At 71.9% G+C, this 22579-nt stretch carries 21 protein-coding genes; 15 read left to right on the top strand and 6 right to left on the bottom strand.

Annotated elements, in window-relative coordinates; genetic code table 11:
* Positions 1-43 precede the first annotated feature (43 nt).
* Positions 44-1717 (top strand): hypothetical protein, encoded by a 1674-nt coding sequence (locus tag VGX25_RS31385; protein ID WP_326921576.1) that lies wholly within the window; start codon positions 44-46, stop codon positions 1715-1717.
* Positions 1710-4142, top strand: coding sequence for an alpha-mannosidase (locus VGX25_RS31380; protein ID WP_326921575.1), 2433 nt, complete (start codon positions 1710-1712; stop codon positions 4140-4142). Before VGX25_RS31385 ends, VGX25_RS31380 begins: the two co-directional genes overlap by 8 nt.
* Here the strand turns inward: VGX25_RS31380 and VGX25_RS31375 are convergent.
* Positions 4139-4993 carry a sugar phosphate isomerase/epimerase gene (locus tag VGX25_RS31375; protein ID WP_326921574.1) on the bottom strand — a complete coding sequence of 285 codons (855 nt, stop codon included), beginning with the start codon at positions 4991-4993 and terminating at the stop codon, positions 4139-4141. The two genes, VGX25_RS31380 and VGX25_RS31375, sit on opposite strands and share 4 nt — an antisense overlap.
* Positions 4994-5566: 573 nt before the next feature.
* On the opposite strand from VGX25_RS31375, the gene VGX25_RS31370 reads away from it, so the two are divergent.
* Positions 5567-6562, top strand: coding sequence for a nitrilase-related carbon-nitrogen hydrolase (locus VGX25_RS31370; RefSeq protein ID WP_326921573.1), 996 nt, complete (start codon positions 5567-5569; stop codon positions 6560-6562).
* Positions 6563-6569: 7 nt separating this feature from the next.
* Here VGX25_RS31370 and VGX25_RS31365 read toward each other — a convergent pair whose 3' ends face one another.
* The gene (locus tag VGX25_RS31365) at positions 6570-8132 is read right to left on the bottom strand and encodes an acyl--CoA ligase family protein (protein WP_326921572.1); all 1563 of its coding nucleotides are present in this window, start codon (positions 8130-8132) and stop codon (positions 6570-6572) included.
* 20 nt (positions 8133-8152) lie between these two features.
* Here VGX25_RS31365 and VGX25_RS31360 point away from each other — a divergent pair, with 20 nt between their 5' ends.
* The 4 genes from VGX25_RS31360 (at position 8153) to VGX25_RS31345 (ending at position 11184) form a co-directional block, all read left to right on the top strand.
* Complete coding sequence (locus VGX25_RS31360; RefSeq protein WP_326921571.1) at positions 8153-8791, top strand: hypothetical protein; 639 nt, start codon at positions 8153-8155, stop codon at positions 8789-8791.
* Complete coding sequence (locus tag VGX25_RS35925) at positions 8716-9714, top strand: hypothetical protein (RefSeq protein WP_326921570.1); 999 nt, start codon at positions 8716-8718, stop codon at positions 9712-9714. The genes VGX25_RS31360 and VGX25_RS35925 overlap by 76 nt, the downstream gene beginning before the upstream one ends.
* Before the next feature lie 304 nt (positions 9715-10018).
* On the top strand, positions 10019-10609 hold the full coding sequence (locus VGX25_RS31350) for a response regulator transcription factor (RefSeq protein ID WP_326921569.1): 591 nt from the start codon (positions 10019-10021) through the stop codon (positions 10607-10609).
* 110 nt (positions 10610-10719) lie between these two features.
* On the top strand, positions 10720-11184 hold the full coding sequence (locus VGX25_RS31345; protein ID WP_326921568.1) for a hypothetical protein: 465 nt from the start codon (positions 10720-10722) through the stop codon (positions 11182-11184).
* Positions 11185-11193: 9 nt separating this feature from the next.
* Here the strand turns inward: VGX25_RS31345 and VGX25_RS31340 are convergent, their stop codons facing one another.
* The 3 genes from VGX25_RS31340 to VGX25_RS31330 form a co-directional block, all read right to left on the bottom strand.
* A complete protein-coding gene (locus VGX25_RS31340; RefSeq protein WP_326921567.1) occupies positions 11194-11523 on the bottom strand; it encodes a plasmid stabilization protein in 330 nt (109 codons plus the stop codon).
* A gap of 61 nt (positions 11524-11584) precedes the next feature.
* Positions 11585-11884, bottom strand: a complete 300-nt coding sequence (locus VGX25_RS31335) for a hypothetical protein (RefSeq protein WP_326921566.1) — start codon at positions 11882-11884, stop codon at positions 11585-11587.
* Between the two features lie 142 nt (positions 11885-12026).
* The gene (locus tag VGX25_RS31330) at positions 12027-12644 is read right to left on the bottom strand and encodes a sulfatase/phosphatase domain-containing protein (protein ID WP_326921565.1); all 618 of its coding nucleotides are present in this window, start codon (positions 12642-12644) and stop codon (positions 12027-12029) included.
* A 167-nt stretch (positions 12645-12811) separates the two neighbouring features.
* On the opposite strand from VGX25_RS31330, the gene VGX25_RS31325 reads away from it, so the two are divergent.
* From VGX25_RS31325 to VGX25_RS31295, 7 genes are read left to right on the top strand one after another with little or no spacing between them, the layout of a single operon-like run.
* Entirely contained in the window at positions 12812-14128 is a 1317-nt protein-coding gene (locus tag VGX25_RS31325; protein WP_326921564.1) for a SidA/IucD/PvdA family monooxygenase, read from the top strand.
* 25 nt (positions 14129-14153) lie between these two features.
* Positions 14154-15245 carry an FAD-binding oxidoreductase gene (locus VGX25_RS31320; protein WP_326921563.1) on the top strand — a complete coding sequence of 364 codons (1092 nt, stop codon included), beginning with the start codon at positions 14154-14156 and terminating at the stop codon, positions 15243-15245.
* Complete coding sequence (locus VGX25_RS31315) at positions 15245-16495, top strand: MFS transporter (protein WP_326921562.1); 1251 nt, start codon at positions 15245-15247, stop codon at positions 16493-16495. The genes VGX25_RS31320 and VGX25_RS31315 overlap by 1 nt, the downstream gene beginning before the upstream one ends.
* A complete protein-coding gene (locus tag VGX25_RS31310) occupies positions 16495-17739 on the top strand; it encodes an ATP-grasp domain-containing protein (protein WP_326921561.1) in 1245 nt (414 codons plus the stop codon). The genes VGX25_RS31315 and VGX25_RS31310 overlap by 1 nt, the downstream gene beginning before the upstream one ends.
* 21 nt (positions 17740-17760) lie before the next feature.
* On the top strand, positions 17761-19365 hold the full coding sequence (locus tag VGX25_RS31305) for a class I tRNA ligase family protein (protein WP_326921560.1): 1605 nt from the start codon (positions 17761-17763) through the stop codon (positions 19363-19365).
* A 5-nt stretch (positions 19366-19370) separates the two neighbouring features.
* Entirely contained in the window at positions 19371-19703 is a 333-nt protein-coding gene (locus tag VGX25_RS31300) for a cupin domain-containing protein (protein ID WP_326921559.1), read from the top strand.
* Positions 19703-20932, top strand: a complete 1230-nt coding sequence (locus VGX25_RS31295; RefSeq protein ID WP_326921558.1) for an ATP-grasp domain-containing protein — start codon at positions 19703-19705, stop codon at positions 20930-20932. The genes VGX25_RS31300 and VGX25_RS31295 overlap by 1 nt, the downstream gene beginning before the upstream one ends.
* Here the strand turns inward: VGX25_RS31295 and VGX25_RS31290 are convergent.
* Entirely contained in the window at positions 20910-21824 is a 915-nt protein-coding gene (locus tag VGX25_RS31290; protein ID WP_326921557.1) for an NAD(P)/FAD-dependent oxidoreductase, read from the bottom strand. The two genes, VGX25_RS31295 and VGX25_RS31290, sit on opposite strands and share 23 nt — an antisense overlap.
* A gap of 81 nt (positions 21825-21905) precedes the next feature.
* Here VGX25_RS31290 and VGX25_RS31285 point away from each other — a divergent pair, with 81 nt between their 5' ends.
* Positions 21906-22484: an XRE family transcriptional regulator gene (locus tag VGX25_RS31285; protein WP_326921556.1), complete on the top strand. Its 579-nt coding sequence runs from the start codon at positions 21906-21908 to the stop codon at positions 22482-22484.
* Positions 22485-22579 lie beyond the last annotated feature (95 nt).

Raw genomic sequence — 22579 nt, 5'->3', positions numbered from 1 at the left:
GCCGTCACCGAGCTTGCGAGGTGGCGGATCTGAGCCCGCCGGCGTGACCGGCTACACCCTCGACGTGTCGCCGGGCTCCACGGTGGCCCGGCTGGCCGACCGGCACGGGACGTGGGCCGGGCTCCGGCTGCTTGCCGCGGTGGACACGGTGGCCGGCCGGGACGAGACCACCTGGATCGGTGCGCCCGAAGTGGACGGACGCCGGATCCGGCTGACCCACGGCAGCTCCCGGTGGGGCACCTGCACGGTCGTGCTGGACCGGTACGACGACCGGGTGGAGACCTGGGTGGAGGTGTCCGGGCGGGGGCGGATCACCGACGTGTTTCTGCTGTCCGGCCGCGGGGTCGCCGCCGGCCACCCGCTCGGCTGGCTGCCCAGCGCCGCGCACTTCACCACGCTGTTCTCGGCCAACCCGGCCGATCCCGCACGGATCCTCATACCGGCCACGGAGTCCGCCGTGATCGGGGTGTGCGGCGACGGGCAGCCCGGCCGCGGGCACTGGTTCTTCACCCCGGCCCCGCTGTACTACGCGGTGCGCCGCCCGGCCGGCGGACCGTGGCTCGGTCTCGGGCTGACCGTTCCGGTCGAGGAGGCCACGTTCACCGGCTGGCACTACCTGGCCGCCGACGGCGGGTTCGCCTTCCGCCTCGACTACGAGGGCCAGACCGAAGTGGACGGTCAGTGGCGCAGCCCGACGCTGGTGCTCAGGCCGGGTCTTGCGGATCCGTACGCGGGGTTGCGCCGCCATGGCGTTCCGCGTCCGGGTCCGGACTGGTGGCGTGAGCCGATGTTCTGCGGCTGGGGCGCCCAGTGCCACCTGGCCACCGTCCACGGCGGACGGGCCGCCGAGCAGAGCACCCGGCGCAACTACGACGCCTTCCTCGACCACCTGGCCCGCCACGGGGTGCGGCCGGGAACCGTTGTGGTGGACGACAACTGGCAGCGATGGTATTGCCGTCCGGACCCGGACCCCGCGCGCTGGCCGGACCTGCGCGGCTGGATCGCCGACCGGCACCGGGCCGGCCAGAGGGTGCTGCTGTGGTGGAAGGCGTGGGATCCCACCGGCGCCCCACCGGAGGTGTGCGTGCGCGACCCCGCCGGCAATCCGGTCGCGCTCGACCCCGACCACCCCGGCGCGGTCGAGCTGCTGACCGGCTCCATCCGGGCAATGCTGTCCGCAGACGGTCTCGACGCCGACGGCCTGAAGATCGACTTCACGGCCGCCACCCCGACCGGGACCGCCCTGTCCCACCGCGGCCCGCGCTGGGGCCTCGCCCTGCTGCACGAGCTGCTGGCGGTGATCTACCGCGCGGCCAAGGCGGCCAAGCCCGACGCGCTCGTCGTCACCCAGACCCCGCACCCGGCGTTCCTGGACGTCACGGACATGGTGCGGCTCAACGACATCCTGCGCCTCGACGACCCGCATCCGCGGTCGCCGGTCGTCGAGGCGATGACCCACCGCGCGGCCATCGTCCGTGCCGCCTGCCCCGAGGTGCTCATCGACACCGACGACTGGTGCGCCCCCGACCTGGCCGGTTGGCGGGCATACCGCGACGTCAAGCCCACCCTCGGCGTCCCGGCCCTCTACTACACCACGCACCTTGATTACACCGGCGAGTCGATCAGCGATGAAGACCTGGTCGAGGTTGGCCGGATCTGGGCCGAGTACCGGGCCGGCCCGGGTTACCGTGGCCCGCGGGAGGACAGGGATGAGTGACGGCCGGGTGCTGCACCTGATCGGCAACGCGCACATCGACCCGGTGTGGTTGTGGCAGTGGCAGGAGGGCTACCAGGAGATCAGGGCGACGTTCTGGTCGGCGGTGCACCGGCTCGCCGAGTACCCGGAGTTCGTCTTCACCGCCACCTCGGTGGGTTACCTGGAGTGGGTCGAGGAGAGCGATCCCGAGCTGTTCGAGCGGATCCGGCGGCACATCGCCGAGGGGCGCTGGCACGTGGTCGGCGGCTGGTGGGTCGAGCCCGACTGCAACCTGCCGGCCGGCGAGTCCTTCGTCCGCCAGGCGCTCTACGCCCAGCGCTACCTGCACGACCGGTTCGGCGTCACGTCCACCGTCGGCTGCAACGTCGACCCGTTCGGGCACAACGCGATGCTGCCGCAACTGCTGCGCCGCAGCGGCATGGACAGCTACGTGTTCCTGCGCCCGCAGCCGCACGAGCTGGCCCTGCACCGGCAGACGTTCTGGTGGCAGTCGCCGGACGGGTCGCGGGTGCTGGCCTACCGGATCCCGCACGAGTACTGCAGCCCCGGCCAGGACCTCGGCGCGCACGTGGACCGCGCGGTGGCCGTGCTGTCCGAAGAGGACACCCAGGCCATGGTGTTCTACGGCGTGGGCAACCACGGCGGCGGGCCGACGAGGGCGAACCTGGACAGTATCCGGGAGCTGGACGCCACCCGGCCGGGCATCCGGGCGCGGTGCGGCAGCCCCCGCGGCTACTTCGACGCGGTGCTCGGCAACGGCGCCGCGGCGTACCCGGTGCACGCCGGCGAGCTGCAGCACCACGCGGTCGGCTGCTACTCGGCGCACTCCGGAATCAAGCGCTGGAACCGGCGGGCGGAGAACGCCCTGCAGGTGGCCGAGCGGTGGGCCGCGGTGGCGCAGGCGGTCACCGGGCTGGCCTACCCGCTGGCCGAGCTGACCGCGGCGTGGAAGCTGGTGCTGTTCAACCAGTTCCACGACATCCTGGCCGGTACCTCGATCGACGCGGCCTACGACGACGCGCGCGACCAGCTCGGCGAGGCGTGCGCGCGGGCCGACCGGGTGGCCAACCGGTCCCGCCAGGTGCTCAGCCGGCAGATCGACATCCCGCACGCCCCGGGCAGCACGCCGGTGGTGGTGTTCAACCCGCACGCCTGGCCGGTGGACTCCGTGGTCGAGCTGGAGTTCGGCGGGCACCCGGCCCCGCTGGGCGAGCGGCTCACCGACGAGCGGGGTCAACCGGTTGCGGTGCAACGGATCCGCTCGCAGGCCGTGGTCGCCGGGCGCCGCCGGCTGGCGTTCCGGGCGCAGCTGCCGCCGCTGGGTTACCGCACCTACCACGTGCTCGAGGGCGCCGCCGCCGACGCGCCGGAGCTGGTCGCCGACGGCGCAGGCCTGGAGAACGAGCACCTGCGGGTGGTGGTGGACCCGGCCACCGGCTGGCTGTCCAGCCTGGTGGACAAGGCGACCGGCGCCGATCTCGTGCCGGAGTCACCCGGCCCGCACGCGGTGGTGCTCGAGGACCTGTCCGACACCTGGAGCCACGGCGTCGAGCGGTACGACCGCCCGGTGGGGGAGTTCCGCTGCGAGTCCGTGCGGCTGGCCGAGCACGGGCCGGTGCGGGCGGTGCTGCGCGTCGAATCCCGTTACGGTGGCTCGGTTCTGGCCGAGGAGCTGGTACTCATGGCCGGCGCCCGGCACCTCGAGGTGCGGGTGTGGCTTGACTGGCAGGAGCGGTTGAAGCTGCTCAAGCTCCGCTTCCCCACGGCGTTGCGGGATCCGTCGGCCAGCTACGAGATCCCGTACGGCTACCTGGTCCGGCCGACCGACGGCGCCGAGGAGCCCGGGCACACCTGGGTGGACGTGTCCGGGCTGCTCGGCGGCGGCCCCGCGGGCCTTGCGCTGCTCAACGACGCCAAGAGCGGGTTCGATGTGCTCGGCGGGGAGATCGGCATGACCGTGGCGCGCAGCCCGGTGTACGCCTGGCACGACCCGGAGGTGCTGACCGACGACGGCGTCTACACCTACCTCGACCAGGGTGTGCAACGGTTCGCCTACCGGCTGGTGCCGCACGCCGGGGACTGGCGCGCCGCCCGGGTGCCGCAGCTGGCCGCCGAGCTGAACGCGCCCCCGACCACCCTGCTGGAGACCTACCACCCCGGCCCGCTGCCTCTGCTGTCGTCCTATGCGGACGTTTCGTCGGACGCGGTGCTGGTCGGCGTGCTCAAGGGCGCGGAGGACGGCGGCGCGCTCGTCGTGCGGGCGGTGGAGATCACCGGCCGGCACGTCGACTGCGAGATCGCCCTGCCGATGTGCGGGCGCACGATCCCGGTCCGGTTCGCACCGCACGAGGTGCGGACGTTCCTCGTGCCGTCCGATGCCGACGCGCCGGTGACCGAGGTGAACCTGCTGGAGTGGCCCGGCTAGAACCGCAGCGCGCGCAGGTAGTCGTAGCTGTTGCGGGCGGTGTCCAGCGGCGCCGGCTGGTCGTCGCGCTCGACCAGCCAGAACCGGACGCCGGCGTGGCTGGCCAGCCCGAAGATGCGCGCCCAGTCGACGACCCCGGCGCCGACGTCGGTCCAGTGCCCCTGGCCGTCATGGTCCTTGACGTGCAGCACCGGGAATCGGCGCGGGTTGTCGGCGAACAACGCCCGGCAGTCGGCGCCGGCGCTGTCGGCCCAGCCGATGTCCAGCTCGAAGTCGACCAGGTGCGGATCGGTCTCGCTGAGCAGGATCTCGTACAGCCGCTGGCCGTCGATCACCCGGAACTCGGTGTCATGGTTGTGGTGCAGCAGGCCCATGCCCAGCTCGCGGGCCGCGGCGCCGGCCTCGTTGAGCTGCCGCGCGCCCAGCCGCATCCCCTCGAGGGTGTACATCGACCCGGGGAACGACGACAGCACCACCCACCGCACGCCGATCGTCCGCGCGTCCTCGAGCTTGGCCGCCCAGTTGCCGACCAGGTCGCCGTGGCCCACGTGCAGGATGACCGGCCGCACCCCGGCCGCCGCGCACATGTCGCGGATCTCCGTGGCGGGCCTGGGGAACGCGCTCACCCCCACGCAGGCGTAGCCGATGCCGGCCATCGCGTTCAATGTGGCCTGCGGGTCGGCCGCCAGCATGTCGCGCACCGTGTACAGGTGCATCCCGATGCCGTTCGGCGGTATCCTGCGCCGGCGCGCGTCCGCCTCGGCGGCCGCCCCGCCACCCACCCCGGCGGCAGCCACCGCGCCCAGCATCCCCAGAACCGCCCTGCGCCCCAGCTGCCCCACGTGGTCCATACCATCCGAACCTACTCAGGAAAGCGCTTGCCGGCTAGCCCGGGGGCCTGTGGACAACTCGCCCTCCTTGGTGGGCAGGGCTCCGGCAAAGGTCGCCAAGATCGCCCTGTGAAACGAAAGCTGCGCCGCGCGCCGCACGCGCAGCCGTCGTTTTCCACACCCGACTCGGGCGACCCGACCGGGCCGCTCGATGATCACGCCCGGTCTCCCGGCACTGTGCCGCGGGCCCTGCCGGGCAGACGCAGGGCCGCGGCACAGCCGGGCTACCGCAACACGACACACGGCTGCGCCAATGCCGAACACGCCTACCCGAAGGCGAAGCCCTGCCACCCTCGCACGACCCCGCCACTGAAGAGCTGTGGACAGCTCGCGCCGGTCAAGATCATCCGTTGGCGGGTGTGGGTAAACTGCCCACGAACCCACCCCCCACCCTTTTGATGGGTGGGGGCTGACTGGGTAGTAGGCGCGGCGAAGTCGACACGGGAAAGTGGGGCGAGGGCGTTGGTCAAGGCGTACACGGCGGTCGGCTTGATTCCGACGGTGCGGGGGATTCGGGCGCGGGCGGATATTCGGGTGAACCTGGAGCATTTGCGGAGCCTGACGAAGGCGGCGTCCTGGCTGTCGAGCCTGGACCTGCCGGTGCGGCTGATCGCGATCCCGGAGGGTGGGTTGCAGGGGTTCAACGACGAGGTGCTCGACGTCGACCATGCCACGTTCGCCCGCGAGTGTGCGATCGACATTCCGGGGGAGGAGACCGACGAGCTGGGCAAGCTGGCCCAGGACAACAACGCGTTCGTGATGGCGCAGGCCAAGGCCAGGCATCCGGACTGGCCCGACCGGTTCTTCAACGTCGGCTTCATCATCAGCCCGGCCGGCGAGGTGATCCTGCAGCACTACAAGGTGTCCCCGCTGTTCCCGGTTGAGCACTCGGTCTGTCCACATGACATCTACGACTGGTGGGTGGAGAAGTACGGCCGCACCCTCGACGCGTTCTGGCCGGTCGTCGACACCGAGATCGGCCGGCTCGGCATCATGATGGCCAACGAGGGCTCCTATCCGGAGAACGCACGGGCGCTGGCGCTCAACGGCGCCGAGGTGGTGTACCGGGCCTCCTACCCGCACCCGGCCACCGGCAACGACATGTTCGAGATCCAGAGCCGGGCCCGCGCGCTGGACAACAACATGTACCTGATCGCCCCGAACATGGGCACCTACTACCTGCACGCCGAGGACGACACCCCGATCGACACGTTCGGCGGCCGGTCCTACGTCATCAACTACAAGGGCGCTATCGTCGGGCGCCAGGACTACGGCGCCGGCTCCACCTACGTCGCCGGTGTGATCGACATCGAGGCGCTGCGCGACCACCGGGCGCGGGCGCAGTGGGACAACTGGCTCAAGGACGTGCGCACCGAGCTGTACCAGATGCTGTACGAGCAGCCGATCTACCCGAAGAACCTCTACCTGGACCGCGCCCCGATGAAGCACGCCGAGTACCGCGAGAAGGTGATCGAGCCCCAGATCAAGCTCATGCACGACCGCGGCATCTGGGCCAAGCCCGACCGCTGACGCCGGCTCAGCGGTTGCGGAGCTGGAACTTCTGGATCTTGCCGGTGGAGGTCTTGGGTAGCTCGGGGAGGAACTCGACCTGGTCGGGGACCTTGTACCGGGCGATATGGGCGCGGGCGTGGTCGCGCAGCTCGTCGGGGGTGGCCTCGGCGCCGGGGCGGAGGACGACGTAGGCCTTGGGGCGCTCGCCCCACTTCTCGTCGGGCACGCCGACCACGGCCACCTCGAGGACGGCCGGGTGGGAGTCGAGGGCGGCCTCCACCTCGATCGTGGAGATGTTCTCGCCGCCGGAGATGACGATGTCCTTGGCCCGGTCGCGCAGCTCGATGTAGCCGTCGGGGTGCCACACCGCGAGGTCGCCGGAGTGGAACCAGCCGCCGCGGAAGGCCCGCGCGGTGGCCTCGGGATCGTCGAAGTAGCCGGACATCACGTTGTTGCCGCGCATGACGACCTCGCCGAGGGTGGCGCCGTCGCGGGGCACGTCACGCAGCGACTCGTCGACGACCCGGACGCCGTCGGTGACGATGTTGCCGACGCCCTGCCGGGCCAGCAGCCGGGTCCGCCGCTCACCGTCCATAGTGGACCATCCGGGTTGCCATTCGCAGACGGTGTACGGGCCGTAGGTCTCGGTGAGGCCGTAGACGTGGATGATCGTCGCGCCGAGCTTCTCCATGGTGGCGATGACCGTGGGGCTGGGCGGCGCGCCGGCGGTGGTGATCACCAGCTCGCGGTCGAGCGCGTGCGCCGCCTCCGCGTTGGCGATGCTGACCAGCACGGTGGGGGCGCCGTTGAGGTGGGTGATGCCCTCGGCGTCGAGCAGGCGCCAGATCTCGGCGGGATCCACGGCGCGCAGGCACACGTGGGTGCCGCCGATCGCGGTGACGCCCCACGTGGTGCACCAGCCGTTGCAGTGGAACATCGGCAGCGTCCACAGGTACACCGAGTCCGGGGTGTGCCGCGAGTGCACGACCTCGGCCAGCGCGTTGAGGTAGGCACCGCGGTGGTGGTACATGACCCCCTTGGGCTTGCCGGTGGTGCCGGAGGTGTAGTTGATCGAGATGGTGGCGCGCTCGTCGGCCACGGTCCACGGCAGCGGATCGTCGGACCCCCGGTCGAGCAGCTCGGCGTAGCCCGGCCCGGCAGCCGTGGGCGTCGCGCCGGAGGCCGGGTCGACGACGGTGACGATCTCGCCGACCGAGTCCACCTGCGCCGCGCTCGGCTGCAGGGCGGCGTCGACCACGAGCAGCTTCGCGCCCGAGTGCGCGCAGATGTACCGCACCTCGGCCGGCGCCAGCCGGGTGTTGATCGCCACCAGCACGGCCCCGGCCAGCGGCACCCCGAAGTGTGCGACGAGCAGCTCGGGAATGTTCGGCATCAGGTACGCCACCCGGTCGCCGGGCCCGATCCCGCTGGCCCGCAACGCGTTCGCCAGCCGGTTGGCCTGTGCCGCGAACTCCCGGTAGGAGATCCGGCGGTCCCCGTAGGCGATCGCCACCTTGTCCGGAAACACCGCCGCCGACCGTTCCAGAAAGGCCAGCGGCGTCAGCGGGGTGTACCAGGTATCGGCCATACGGTCAGCGTCGCACGTCGTTGCCAGGACACAACCCGGGCGGTCGTGAGCGCGGCCTCGGCGTCGGTGTCGACGCGCTGGCCGAGGCCGAGGCCGCCGGGCTGATCCGGGTCGCCGACGGCCGCGTCGAGTTCCGCCACCCGGTGGTCCGTGCGGCCGTCTACGGTGACGCCGCGCCGGAGCACCGCCGGTCGGTGCACCGTGCCGTGGCCGACGCGCTCGGTCCGCACGAGCCGGACCGGCGGGCGTGGCACCTGGCCCAGGCCACCCTCGGTCCCGACGCCAGGATCGCCGAGCTGCTGGCCGAGGCGGCGGCGGGGGCCCACGACCGCGGCGCGCACGACGTCGCGGCGGCGGCGTTCGAGCGGGCCGCGCGGCTGAGCCCGGACGTCGAGGCGCAGGCCAGGATGTCCGTGGCCGCCGGGGAGTCGGCCTGCTCGACACCCTCGGACTGTCCGATCCGGACCTGTCGCCCGCTGCCGAGCTCGCCGACGCCCTCGCCCGCCTCGGCCGGCGCGACGACGCCTGGCACGTCGCGCGCCGTTACCGGTCCGCGGCGACGACGAAGGGGCAACCGTGGGCCATGGCGAGCGCCGAGCGGACGCTCGGCGTCCTCGGCGCCGAGGCCGAGTTCGACGCGCATTTCGAGGCCGCCCTAGGGTTCCACGCGCACACCCTGGACGGCTTCGAGACCGCCCGCACCCAGCTGGCCTACGGCGCCCGGCTCCGCCGCGCCCGGCGGCGGGTGGCGGCCCGGCCGCAGCTGCGCGCCGCGCTCACCACGTTCGAACGGCTGCGCGCCGCGCCGTGGGCCGACCGCGCCGCGAGCGAGCTGGCGGCGACCGGCGAGGCGATCAGGCGAAGCGCGCCGAACAGCGTGCAAACCCTGACCCCGCAAGAGCTTCAGGTGTCCCTTCTGCTCGCCGAGGGCCGGACCACGCGCGAGGTCGCCGCCGCCCTGTTCCTCCAGCCCCAAGACCGTCGAGTACCACCTGCGCAAGGTCTATCCCAAGCTCGGTATCCGCTCCCGCGCCGAGCTGGCCGCCCAGCTGCTCTGACGTCGTGTCGTCCGGGAACATACCGCCGGAATGTCCACTCCGGTGTCGATATGGCGCCGGCGGCTTCGACGTCCAAGCAGAAGGCGCCTACCGGGGGCGCCGGGCCGCGAAGGGTGACGACGATGTCCGCACCGGCAACCACCGAGCCGTTCGCTCCCGCGCCGCACGACGCCGCCGCGGCCGTCGACCCCCGCTACGCCACGCTGCGCGACCCCCGGCTCGCGGCCGCGCTCACCGCCGAGGATCACGCCGAGCACGCCGGCGCCGACCCCCTCGAGCGCCTCACGTGCCGAACCCACCGCCGCTGGGTCCACCAGTGCATCTCCTCCGCGTCCCACGTCTTCGTGGTCACCGGCCACCGCTGGTGCCGAACCTGCGAGTGCGCCGCCACGGTCTCGGTCGACGAGCTCACCTGGGCCGTCACCGTCACCTGCCCCCGCTGCCGCCGGCCCCCCGACTCCGCCGCCACCCGGCAGATCGTCCGCACCTGCCGGGCCAGCCTCGCCGCCGCCCGCGGCGAGTAGCCCGGCGTGTCTCGCCTTCCGGCAGCCGTGTTCCGTATTGGTGCGGCCGTGTGATGCGTTCCGACAGCCGATTTACCGGAGAAGTACGCGATATCTGTGACAAACGCACACCTGGCTCCCTTTAGGGCGCAACGCTCCGTGTTCTCGAAACCGTTGAGGTTTAGGCACTTTTGGATCGGGGTACTGCGCGCCAGGCGCTTATCGGGATGTCGGGAGGTTGACCATGAATCAGATGACGGCCCTTGGTCCTTATGGAGCAGTGAGTGGGGCGGCCGTCGGCGTTCGGCCGATCAGGGTACTGGTGGTGGAGGATCTGGATCTGTTGCGCACCGCTCTGGTCAGCCTGTTATCGGATGAAGACGACCTGGCGGTGGTCGCGGCGCTGAGATGCGGCGACGAGCAGGTCGTGCCGACCGCGACCCGGCTACGGCCGGATGTGATCGTGGTGGACGTGGGGGCGTCCGGCGAGCGTGGGCTGGCGATGATCGAGGAGCTGCTGGCCAACTCCGCCGGCAGCCGGATCGTGGCGCTGGTCCCGGCGCAGCCCGCGGGCATGGTCCGGCGGCTGCTGCTGACCGATGTGCTCGGCGCGGTGGAGATCTCCGCGCCGGCCGCGCGGCTGCTCGAGGCGATCCGGGGCGCGGCGCGGGGGGAGCCGGTGATCGACGTCAACCTGGCCGTCACCGCGCTCGCGGTCGGGACCAACCCGCTCACCCCGCGGGAGAAGGACGTGCTGCGGCTGGTGGCCGACGGCGCCTCCGGGTCCGAGATCGCCTCCCGGCTCCACCTGTCACCGGGGACCGTGCGCAACTACCTGTCCCGGGCGATCGACAAGACCCGGGCCCGGACCCGGTTCGAGGCCGTGCGCATCGCCAGCGAGGCGGACTGGATCTAGAACCTGGCGCCATCCGGTCACCGGCCGGGACAAACCCGGCCCCGCTTCCGGGGCGGACCTTGCGGAGAATGACGAAGACATCGGCCGCGGGCCGCTGACAGCATCGGCCGATGAGATCGAGACGTCTGTTCCGGGCGGTCGGCATGGCGTTGGCCATGCTGGCGGCCGGCGTGCTGACACCGGCTACCGCGGGCGCCACCGCGGCCGACCCGACCCCGCACGGGTTCCTGCTCAGCGGCGGAACCGTGACCACCATCGACGCGCCCGGCACGACGAACGCCGTGCTCCTCGGCGGCAAAGACCGCAACCAGATCGTGGGCTCCTACGCGCTCGCCGCCCGCGGTGCGACGGCGACGACCGCTAGCCTGCCAGGGCCGGCGAGCTGGATCGACCACTACGCCGGCCCGTTCGACTCCGGGTCCGGGTGCGAGGCCGAACGGCAGGCCCACATCGAGCAGGAGGTCAACGCCGGGCAGATGTTCATCGCCTGGGACTGTGCCTTCGCCGAGCGCAATCCGGAAACGGGAACCGGCTCGCCCGGCTGGTACTACCTCTGGGGGATCTACACCGGCTGACCCGCCACGTCAGCGGCCGAGGGCCTTGGCCAGCTCGTTCTTGGTCATCTTGGACCGGCCCTTGATGTTGCGCTTCTTGGCCTCGTTGTAGAGCTGGTCGCGGGTCGGGCCCTTGGGTCCCTTGGTGCCGGAGCGCTGCCCGCCCCGGCTCTGCGGGGACTTGTCCCGTGTGGAGGTTCGGCTGGCCCGTTTGGACTCGCCGGACTGGGCCCGGTTCTTGTTGACGGTTCGGGCCGCGATCTCCTCGGCCCGGTCGGTGGACTCCCCGCGCTTCTTGGCCGAGGACTTGATGTGCTGGTACTGACGTTCGCGTTTGTTGCTCCACGCCTGCTGCGGCATGACAAGACACCTCCCGATGCGTCGGGTACCCACCCGGTGGCCGTCCATGCCCGATCGCCGGTCACCCGTCCCGGTGAGGTCCGCGGGTGGGGTCCTCCGGCAGGAAGCTCGCCATGTTGTGCACGAAGGAGACCGCGGCGGCGATGATCGCGGCCAGGCAGGAGTAGCCGAGCGCGGTCCAGTAGTCGGTGGTGAGCATGACCGTGCCGACGCCGGCGGACGGAACGGCGCCGCCGATCCCCTGGAGGAGGGTTCGCAGGGCGCGCAACGCCGCCAGGCGGACGTTGTCGGCGCCCCGCCCCGGCGCCCTGGCGATGATCGTGGCTCTGGAAATGGGCGCAGCCTGCGCCGTCTCGGCCATGGGTGGCCTCCACTCGCATACCGTGCGGCCGGTCCCGCGGGCCGCTTCCATTACTCGGTGTCGGCACCGGCACGCCAGATACATGTATTCGGCGGAACCGAGCCGAACCGAAACGGAAATGGAAGCGGCGCCGGCGCGACCGTCATTCCGGACCGGGCACGGGTGTCCACTGTCGACAGACGTCGCCGGCGCAGGTGCGCAGGGTGGTGAGCCGGCTGGCGAGGGCCGCCCGGGTGGCCGCGTAGCGGGGGTCGTCGTGCACGCTGGTGAGCTGGAAGGGATCGACCCGCAGGTCGCACAGCTCGAGCTCGCCGGTCGAGTGCTCGATGTAGCTCCACCTGGGTGAGCGGATGCCGGCGTACCAGGCGTCGCTCTGCCGTGGCCCGGTCTCGACCACGATGCCGCGGGCGAACGGCGCGGGGTCGTTGGCGATCGGGATCAGCGAGCGGCCGTCGAGGGTCACTCCGGCGGTGGCGCCGGCGACGTCCAGGATCGTCGGGGCGAGGTCGATGTTGGCCGCGATCGTGGTGACCCGCTTGCCGGCCGGGACGCCGGGGCCGCGGATGATCAGCGGTACCCGGATCGACTCCTCACGGTGACCCGCCGGGTCGCGGGAGCCACGACTGGCGGCGCGGTCTCGGACGCGGCGAGCACGATGATCGGAGCCTGCGGGCCCGCTCCCCGCGCCCTTGCGTGGTCCCCGTGCGGCCCGTTGAGCCCCACCTCGTACCCGACCCCGACGATCCAGTCGGGCAGCCACCCGACACCCCCGGAAGGTTGCACGCCCCACCCGAACCGGTGCGACGCCCGCCTGCCTATAGGGCAAGTAAGATCAAGATCAGCTCAGGGTCGTTAGCCTTGTTTTCAGGCGTCGGCAAACGGGTGCCGCTGCACGACACCGCCCAATAGGTGCGAGGGGATCGGCCTTTGAGCGATCACGATATCGTCGTTGTCGGCGCTGGGGCGAAGGCGGCCGCGATTGCCGCCAAGGCGCATGTGCTCAATGAGCTCGGGCTGGCGTCGTTGGACGTTCTCATCGTGGAGCATCATGAGCCGGCGTCGACGTGGACCGGGAAGTTCGGGTTCTCGGCCGGGGCGGAGCTGCTCGGAACGCGGCCGGAAAAGGATATCGGATTCCCTTATCAGAGCGCGGAGTCGTTCGGTCGGGCCGGGGGACTGGTGGACGCCGCCATGACCCGGTTTTCCTGGCAGAGCTATCTGGTGAGCACGGGCGCCTATTCGCGGTGGATCGACTCCGGCCTGCCGGGCACGACGCACACGGAGTTCGCCTATTACCTGAAGTGGGTCTTCGCCAAGGCCGGGGCGAGCATCCGGCTCAAGCGGGCCAAGGTGATCAGCGTCGACCACGGCGGCGCGGGCTGGATGGTGCGGTGCGCGGCCGACAGCGGCGAGCCGGACACCGTGTGCGCCCGGCTCGGTCTCATCGTCACCGGACCGGGGTTGCCGAGGCGCCTGCCCGGATCCGCCAACGGCGACGGCCGGTTGGTCAGCGCCGACATCAGCCGGGCGCGCCTCGGATCGATTCCCCTTCCGCCCTGCGCGCGTGTCTGCATCGTCGGGGCCGGCGAGAGCGCCGTCGCCATGGCCCTGTTCCTGCTCGCCAGGCACGGTGAGTCGATATCGGTGACGTTCGTCTCCTCGTCACTGCCCTATTCGCGGCTGGAATCGTACCTGGAGAACGTGGTCTATTCTCAGCCGCAGGCCGCCAGTTGGGCCGAGCTTCCCGAGGAGATCAGGTACGAGTTCATTCGGCGGACGGACCGTGGGGTCATGTCACCCGCGGCGGTCAGCCGGCTCGTCGAGTATCAGAACGTGTCGTTCCGGCTCGGCCGGGTCGTTTCGGTCAACGCTGCCGGCAACCGGCTGCGCATCGACATCGAGCAGCACGGCCGGATCACGAAAGACGAGTTCGACCTGATCGTCAACTGTACCGGATTCTGCCCGCTGACACAGATTCGGTCCCTACTTTCCGCACGCTCCGTGCGATATGTGGAGAAACAAGTGGGTGCGCTTCTCGATGACCAGACCGCAATCGCCAGGTTGATAGATTCCAGCCTTTCCCTACCCCGCGTGCGGCCGAACCTTCACGTGCCCGCATTGTCCGCGCTGGCGCAGGGGCCGGGCTTTGCCAATCTGTCCTGCCTCGGTGCGTTGAGCGATCGCGTGCTGGCGGAGTACTGCACCATGATCGGCGCCGTCGGCACCCGATCACGCGCGTCATAGTTCCCGATCGGACGAAGAAGGCCAGATGAGGACGTCAGAATTCGACTTGGTCGTGGTCGGCGCCGGCGCGCTGGGACTGTGCACCGCGCTCGCCGCCGTGGAATCCCGGCCGGACTGGTCGATCCTGGTCGTTGACCGGGATCTTCCGGGTGGCGGCGCCACCCGGTGGTCGGCCGGCATGGCCGTTCCGTTCGGCCCGACCCCCGGGCACCCGGCCATGATCAGGCAGGCGACCGCGGTGCTGCGGCGATGGTTCGGCCTCGTGCAGGCGGAATCGGGTCGGGTGATCGAGAAGATGTCCTCGTTCGTCGTCGCCGGCGAGGAGAGCGTCGGCCGCCTCGGCGACCGCGCGCTGCCCGGATCCCTGACCCGGGTGGACGTCTCCGAGCTCGAGCGGGTGTGCCCGGACATCCGGGTCCAGCCGGGCGAGGTCGTGCTGCGCTGCACGGGCACCTACCGGATCCACGCCGAGCCGTTCGTCAGCGCGATGTGGGGGTGCCTGATGGCCCAGCCCGCGGTGCGCGCCTGGATCGGCACGGAGGTGGTCTCGGTGCGCCGGGTCCGCGACGGGTACGAGCTGCTGACCGCGGCGGGCGTGGTGACCACCGCGGCGCGGGTCGTGCTGGCGATCGGCGCCTGGTTCGCCGACGCGGCGGCGCCGCTCGGCGTGGTGTCGCCGGAGCTGGACATCCGGGCCAAGCGGGTGGTCGGGCTGCACTGCTCGGTGCCGGCCCCGCCCGGCTCACCGATGGTCGAGTTCGTCGACGACGACCTGTTCATGACGCCCGACCCGGCGAACAACTCGATCTTCGTCAGCTTCTACCGCGACGAGTGGCTGTCACCCGGCGCCGGCCCGGCGCCGGTCATCCCGAGCCAGAAGGACATCGACCTCGGCCGGGAGTCGCTCGAGCGGCGCTGCCGGGGGCTCGCCGAGCACGTGGTCGGCGGGCGGGTGGCCTATGACGGGTACGCGCCGAACCGGGTGCCGATCGTGCGCCGCGAGCGGGGCGGCCCGCTGGTCGTCGTCGCCGGCGGCTCCGGCAGCGGCCTGCGGCTAGGGCCGGCGCTGGCCACCGAGGCGGTGCGGCTGCTGACCGATGCGGAGGTCGCGGCCTGATGGTCACCGTCTCCGAGCGCGGCGAACCGGCGGTGCCGCGGGCGACCCTGCGCACCTTCCCGGCTCGGGTGGCGGCCGGATACCTGCTGCAGCACCTCGGTCACTTCGGTGTCCTGCCGGTGCTCGCGGTGGTGCTGGTCGCCCAGGTGCCCGGGGCGTCGCCGGCCGTGGTCGGGACGGCCCTGTTCGGCTACGTCGGCGCGGTGGGCGTCTCCTGCCTGTTGGTCTCCCGCTGGCTGTCCCGGATCAGCTACGTGCACGCGATGGTGACCGGGCTGCTGCTGGCCGCCGCGATGTTCGCGGTGCTGCCGTACGTCGCCTCGGCGCCGCTGCTGATCGCGCTGCTGCTGCTCGCCGGCCTCGGCACGAGCGTCAACGTGCTGCTGTGCCGGGCCATCACCGCGCACCTGATCCCCAGCAGCGCGGACCGCAACCGGGTCTTCTCCGCGCAGCAGATCGCGGTCAACATCGCGGCGGCGCTGGCCCCGTTCGCCGCGCTCACCCTGGTCGCCGGCGGGCACAGCCGCCTGCTGTTCGGCATCGTCGCCGCGTTCTACACGGCCGCCGCGGTGATCGTCCGGCTGGTGCTTCCCGGCCGGATCAGGCCGGCCCCCGGACCGGGCCGGTGGCCGGTGGGCCGCTCGACGGTGGCCCGGCTCCTCCGGGACCGCGACCACCGGCGCGTGCTCATCGCCAGCGCGGCCGGCAGCGGGCTGTACGCCCAGTTCTTCTCGGCGTTCGCGCTGCTGATCTCCCACGAGGTGTCGTCGGCCCCGCTGCGGGGCAGCTACTTCGTCGCCAACGCGGTGATCATCGTCCTGCTGCAGGTCCCGGTCTCCGCGGTGGTGGCGCGGTTGCTGGACCGGGGCGTGACACCGGCGAGCCTGCTGTACGCCGGCATCGCCCTGTTCTCGGTCTCGATGGTGCTGCTCGGCGCCGGCATTCCCTTGGTGGGCGCCGCATTCCTGGCCGTGGCAATCTTCTCGGTGGCCGAGACCATCTTCACCCCGATGGTCAGCACGGCGTTCGCCGAGCTGCCAACCGGCTCACCGATCGAGGCGTTCAACCTTCGGCAGGCCTGCTGGACGGTGGGGGAGGCGGCCGGATCCTTCTGCGGCGGCAGCATCTTCCTCGTCCTGCTCAACCACGGCGGCGCCCGGCTCTACTGGCTGTCGCTGGCCGCGTGCGGTCTCGCCGCGGTCGCCCTCCTTGCCTTGCCGTTGCGCGCATCCGTCAGAAACGAGGCCTGATGTCCCAGCCCAGCCTGATCTACTACAACCTGCGGCCGAGCCGGGTCGAGCACCAACCCACGCTGTTCGCGGCCCACCGCCTCGGCTACCGGGTACTGCTGGTGACCGACCAGCCGGCGCTGGACGTGCCGAGGGACGTGGTGCGCGAGCAGGTGGTCGTGGACACCTACGACGTCGGCGCGGCGCTGGCCGCCGGCCGTCGGCTGGCCCGCGCCCACCGCGTCGACGGCGTGCTGACCTGGAGCGACCGCGACGTGAACACCGTCGCGCTGCTCGCCGAGGAGCTCGGCCTGCCGGGACCGCCGCCGGAAGCGGCGCGCATCGCCCGCAACAAGTACCGCATGCGGCAGGCGATGAGCGCGCACCCCGAGCTCGTCCCGCGCTTCCGGCACGTGGGCACCTGGGTGGAGGCGGAGGCCGCGGCCGCGGACATCGGCTATCCGGCCATCCTCAAGCCGACCGTGGCCGCCGGCAGCATCGCGATCTTCGAGCTGCACAACGCCGACGACCTGCTGCGCGCGTTCGACACGCTGACCCAGCACATCCGGCCGACCGTCAACCCGATCTTCGGCCGCGGCGTCAGCCAGCTCATCTACGAGGAGTTCCTGACCGGCACCGAGCACAGCGTGGAGGGTTACGTCCGGAACGAGGAGGTCACCGTCGCCGGCATCACCGACAAGGAGACCCTGCCGCCGTTCCACACCGAGGTCGGCCACGTCTTCCCGACGGCGCTCGGCGAACCCGAGCGGGAAGCCGTGCTCGCGCTGACCAGTCAGGTGATCAAGGTCTTCGGGCTCGACGACTGCGTCTTCCACCTCGAGTGCAAAGTGGACAAAGGGCGGGCCAAGCTCATCGAGGCGGCGGCCCGCGGCGGCGGCGACTACATCACCTCGCACCTCGTGCCGCTCGCGACCGGCCAGAGCTTCCACGAGAACGCGATCCGGGTGGCCACCGGAGCGGCGCCGGTCGCGGCCGGCGAGCCGGTGTTCCACGCCGGCGTCAAGAAGATCGTCACCCCGGACGCGGGCGTGTTCGAGGGGTTCGCCGGGCTGGCCGAGGCCAACGCCACACCCGGCGTCGAGCACATCGTCCTCGAGCGGGCCATCGGCGAGCACGTCGCCCCGCCGCCCGAGGACTACACCGGCTGCGTGCTCGGTTCGGTCATCGCCCGCGCCGCCACCAGGGCCGAGCTGGTGCACCGGCTGGACACGCTCACCAAGACCCTGGCGCCGGTCATTCGCTGACCAATCGCGAAAGGACAGTCGATGTCGTTGCGAGAGATCGTCCGGCCCGGCCCCGCACACCGGTGGATGATCACCGCCGGATACCCGACACCCAACGGCCCGCTGCACCTCGGGCATCTGGCCGGCCCGTTCCTCGGCGCCGACGCGCTCGCCCGGCATCTCACCGCCACCGGCCACGACGTGCGCCAGGTGTCGGCGGTGGACTCGTACGAACCGTACGTCCTGCTCGCCGCCGACCGGGACGGCCGCGATCCGGTCGAGCTGGCCCAGCACTTCCACCGGGACGCGGTGCGCACGCTGGCCGGCTTCGACATCCGGCAGGAGATCCTGCTGGATCTGCACGAGCAGCCGTGGCGCGACGAGGTGCACCGCCGCACGCACGAGCTCGTCGCGCATCTTGAGGCGGCCGGCCGGGTTCGCTACGAGCAGGAGAAGCTGCCGCGCTCCCGCCGGTCCGGCCGGTTCCTCGTCGGCCCGTTCAGCCTCGGCCACTGCCCCGCCTGCGACGCTCCGGCGGGCGGATCCTCGTGCGAGGCCTGCGGAGTGTGGTTCGGCCCAGCCGACCTCGTGGGCATCCGGCCCCGGCTGGACGCCGACGACGACGTCGAGCTGGCCCCGGTCACCACCGCGTTCCTCAGCGCCGCCCCGCAGTTCGGCGGCGCCGAGGCCGCCCGCCGCTATCCCGCGCCGTATCAGGAGCTCTTCGACCGCTTCTGCGAGCTCAACGGCCGGGAGGTGCGGCTCACCCAGCCGAACGGTTGGGGCATCCCGTACCGGGTCCGCCGGCTCGAGCCGGAGGTGGTGTACAACACGTACGGCCCGGTCTGGTACGCCGCCATGACGTTGGTCGCCGAGGTCTACGGCACCACTGCCGGCATCGGCAGTCCGTTCGGCCGGGACAGTTCCGTTAGGACGGTCGCGACGTGCGGGCTGGACAACGTGCTCGCCTGGGGTGTCCAGTTCGCCTACTGCGACGACGAGCTCGACTGGCGGCCGTACGACTACTACGTGGTGAACGAGTTTCTTCGGCTCAACGGCTCGAAGTTCTCGACGAGCCGGCGGCATGTCATCTGGGGCGGCGACTACCTCGACGCCGGCCTGCCCGTCGATCCGCTGCGGATGTACCTGGCGAAGATCGCGCCGGCGCGCCGGGAGACCGACTTCCGTCCCGAGCGGTTCGCCCGGTACGTCGCCGAGACCCTGCGGGGCCGGCTGTGCCCGCTCGTCCGGGATGCCCTCGCAAGGGCCCACGGCAGGCTGCCGGGTTCGCTCGAGCCGACGATGACGCGGCGGATCAGCGAGGTCCTCATCGGACAGACGAGCGCGTTCCGGCCGCCGCACACCGATCTCGGCCTCGCCCAGCGCGTCGTCGAGACCTGGCTGGCCGCAGGCGAGGCCGGGCTGGCGCGCAGCCATCCGTTCTGGTGGCTGAAGACCATGGCCCTGCTGGCCTGCCCGTTCATGCCGCGCTGGGCGCGGCACCTGTGGCAGTGCCTCGGCGCCGGCTTCGATCCCGTGCTGGACGGCTTCGAGCACGGCAGCGTCCCCGATTCCACCGTGTACGAGCCGATTCCCGACGTGCCGACCGCGCGCGTGTCGGATCTGATCCCGGAGACGGAGGATTGAGCATCATGCCGGAGAACCCGTTGCCCCGCGGGGGATTGCTTGGCGGCGACGTCGGCGCGCTCGGCCCGGAGGGTGGCACGCTGCGCGAGTACCCGCTGCCGGGCGTGCCGTTCAAGGCGTCCTACTGGAGCGTCCCGCCGGGCGGCCGCTCGCCAGAGGAGAGCCATGCCGTGCACGAGATCTGGTTCGTCGCCGGCGGGCAGGCGCGGCTGAACCTCGGCTCGGGCGCCATGGACATCCGTGGCGGCCAGGCCGTCTACATCGTCCCGCACACCTCCCACGAGGCAATCAACGACGGCACCACCGACCTGACCGTGTTCTCGGTCTGGTGGCCGTGATGGCCACGGTGCTGATTCTCGGTGGCGCGCCAACGGTCCCGCACGGCGTCGACCTGACGCGCAAGGCGATCCGGCAGGCGCACGCCAGGGGGCTGCGGGTCCACCTCACCGACCAGCAGGAGGCGTTGGACGCGTCGCCCGGCATGGTGGCCCTCGCCGACACGGTGAGCGCCGTGGACTTCACCGACCCGGCGGGGTGCGCGGTGTGGGCCAAGCAGCTGCGCGACACCGGCGACGTTCCGGACATCGTCGTGTCGCCCCGGGAATACGCGCAGATCGCCGTGGCCGACGTCGTAGACGAGCTCGGCCTGCCCGGCAACTCCGGCGAGGTTGTCCGGCGGATCCGGAGCAAGGACGCGTGCCGCGAATGGCTGCGCGAGGCGGGATTCGCCCAACCGCGCCTCGCCGTGTGCGGCAGCGCCGCCGAGGCCGCCGAGCTCATCGGCCACGGCTGCGGCGGCGGCCCGTGGATCGTCAAGCCCCGCGACGCCATGGGCAGCCTCGGGGTGAGCCTGGTGCGCGATCCCGCCGAGCTCGACGCGGCGGTCGCCGCTCTCCCGCGGCCGGGCCCGTTCCTCATCGAGGAATATGTGGACGGACCCGAGTACAGCGTCGAGGGGGTGTTCCTCAGTGGACAGCCGGTGGTGCTGGCCATCACGGAGAAGAAGGTGCTCGGGCCCGGCGCCTTCGTCGAGGTCGGCCACGTCCTGCCGGCGCCGCTGCCCGAGCCGCGGCGCGCCCGGATCGAACGCGAGGTCCGCGTTGCCCTGCGGGCGTTGGGTTTGCGGTTCGGTCTGTTCCATGTGGAGCTGTGGTGGACCGCGGACGGGCCGGTGCTCGGCGAGGTGCACGGCCGCCCCGGCGGCGACTGGATCCACCTGCTGCTCGGCCACGCCATTCCCGGGCTGGAGCTCTACGGCCTGATCTACGACGACCTGCTCGGCGCGCCGCCCGGCCCGCTCGCCTGCACCCGCGCCGCCGCCGTCCGCTTCCTCACCCCGCCGCCCGGCCGGATCACCTCGATCACCGGCTTCGGCGAGGCAGCCGCCCACCCCGCCGTCCTGCGCGCCTCCTGCGACGTCGCCGTCGGCCACCACATCGGCCCGCTCCGCGACTCCTTCGACCGCGCCGGCGTCCTCGTCGTCGGCGCCGACACCGTCCCCGAAGCCGAACGGCTCGCCACCGACCTCGCCGCCGCCGTGGAGTTCAGGTGCGAACCAGTCGCCTAGACCGGGCGATGTCGTCCTCAACCAGGTAGCCGTTGATCGCGGCGGCGGCGGTGGAGCCGGCGCCGGCCGCGGTGATCACCTGGGCGCGCGGGTTGACGACGTTGCCGGCGGCCCACACGCCGGGGACGCTGGTGGCCCCGGCGGGGTCGGTTGACACCCAGCCGTTCTCGTCGACCGCGCAGCCGAGGTCGGTCAGCAGGTCGTCGTGGGGGACGAAGCGGGGGGCGACGAACACCGCCGTGCGGGGCACCAGCCGGCCGTCGGAAAGCTCGACCGCGGACAGGCGGTCGTCGGTGACCACGAGCCGGGCCACGTCGCCGTCGACGATCCGGATTCCGCGTGCGGTCAGGCGTTCGCGGTCCTCGGCGGTCGGGGTGAGCCGGCCGGGAAAGAAGATCACGTCGGCCGACCACTGCCGTACCAGCAGGACCTGGTGCATGGACGCGTCGCGTTCCTCGCCGCCCAGCACGCCGATCGGGGCGTCGCGCACCTCGTAGCCGTGGCAGTACGGGCAATGCACGACATCGGTGCCCCAGCGTTCGCGCACCCCCGGGATGTCGGGGAGCTCGTCACGCAGGCCGGTGGTGACGAGCACCGCGCGTGCGGTCAGCGTCGGGGCGCCGCCGGAGTGGACGACGAAACCGGGCTCGATGCGGCGCACCCGGCCGCGGACGATGTCGCCGCCGTAGCCGATCACCTCACCGCGGCCCACCGCGAGCAGGTGGGCCGGCCGCATTCCGTCCCGGGACAGGAAACCGTGCATCTGCGCGGCCGGGGCGTTGCGCGGCTCCCCGGCGTCGATCACCGCCACCCTGCGGCGGGCCCTGGCCAGCACCAGCGCCGCGGACAGACCGGCCGCGCCACCCCCGATCACCACCACGTCGTAGTCCATACGATCACCTCCGCCGTCGAGCCTGCCCCGGCTGGCGAACGCTCGGCAACATTTGTTGCCGAATCTGGGACGATGGGAGCCGTGGACCCGCTCATTGCCAGCACCCTCGATCAGATCGGCCCCCGGCTCAAACGCGTGCGCACGCAGCGCGGGGTCACACTGGCCGCGCTGGCCGAGGCCACCGGCATCTCCAAGAGCACACTGTCCCGGTTGGAATCCGGGCAGCGCCGGCCCAGCCTCGAGCTGCTGCTCCCGATCGCCCTTGCCCATCAGGTTCCGCTCGACGAGCTGGTCGCCGCGCCCCGGGTCGTCGACCCGCGCGTGCACATCCCGCCGCGCCAGGTCGACGGGCGCACCATCGTCCCGCTCACCCGCCAGCCCGGCGCCCCGCAGGCCTTCAAGATCACCATCCCGGCCGGCCGGAGCGAGCCCGACCTGCGCACGCACGAGGGCTACGAGTGGCTGTACGTCCTGTCCGGACGCCTGCGCCTGCTGCTGGCCGACCACGATCTCACCCTGCGCCCCGGCGAGGCGGCCGAGTTCGACACCCGCCTGCCCCACTGGTTCGGCAGCGCCGGCAAGGGCCCCGTCGAGATCCTCAGCCTGTTCGGCAAGCAGGGCGAACGCATCCACCTACGCGCCAAGCCCCGCGGCCGCTGACCCGGGAAGAACGCCGACCCTGGCCGCGGCAGGCCCGGCACAGCCGCCACGATCGCCACGGGAGAACCGCCGGCGGCGCCGCGCTGCGCGCCCAG

The sequence above is a fragment of the Actinophytocola sp. genome, assembly GCF_035942955.1.
GTDB lineage: Bacteria > Actinomycetota > Actinomycetes > Mycobacteriales > Pseudonocardiaceae > DASYTH01.
Note: the sequence above shows the minus strand (reverse complement) of the source record. Positions and strands in the feature narration are given on the sequence as shown.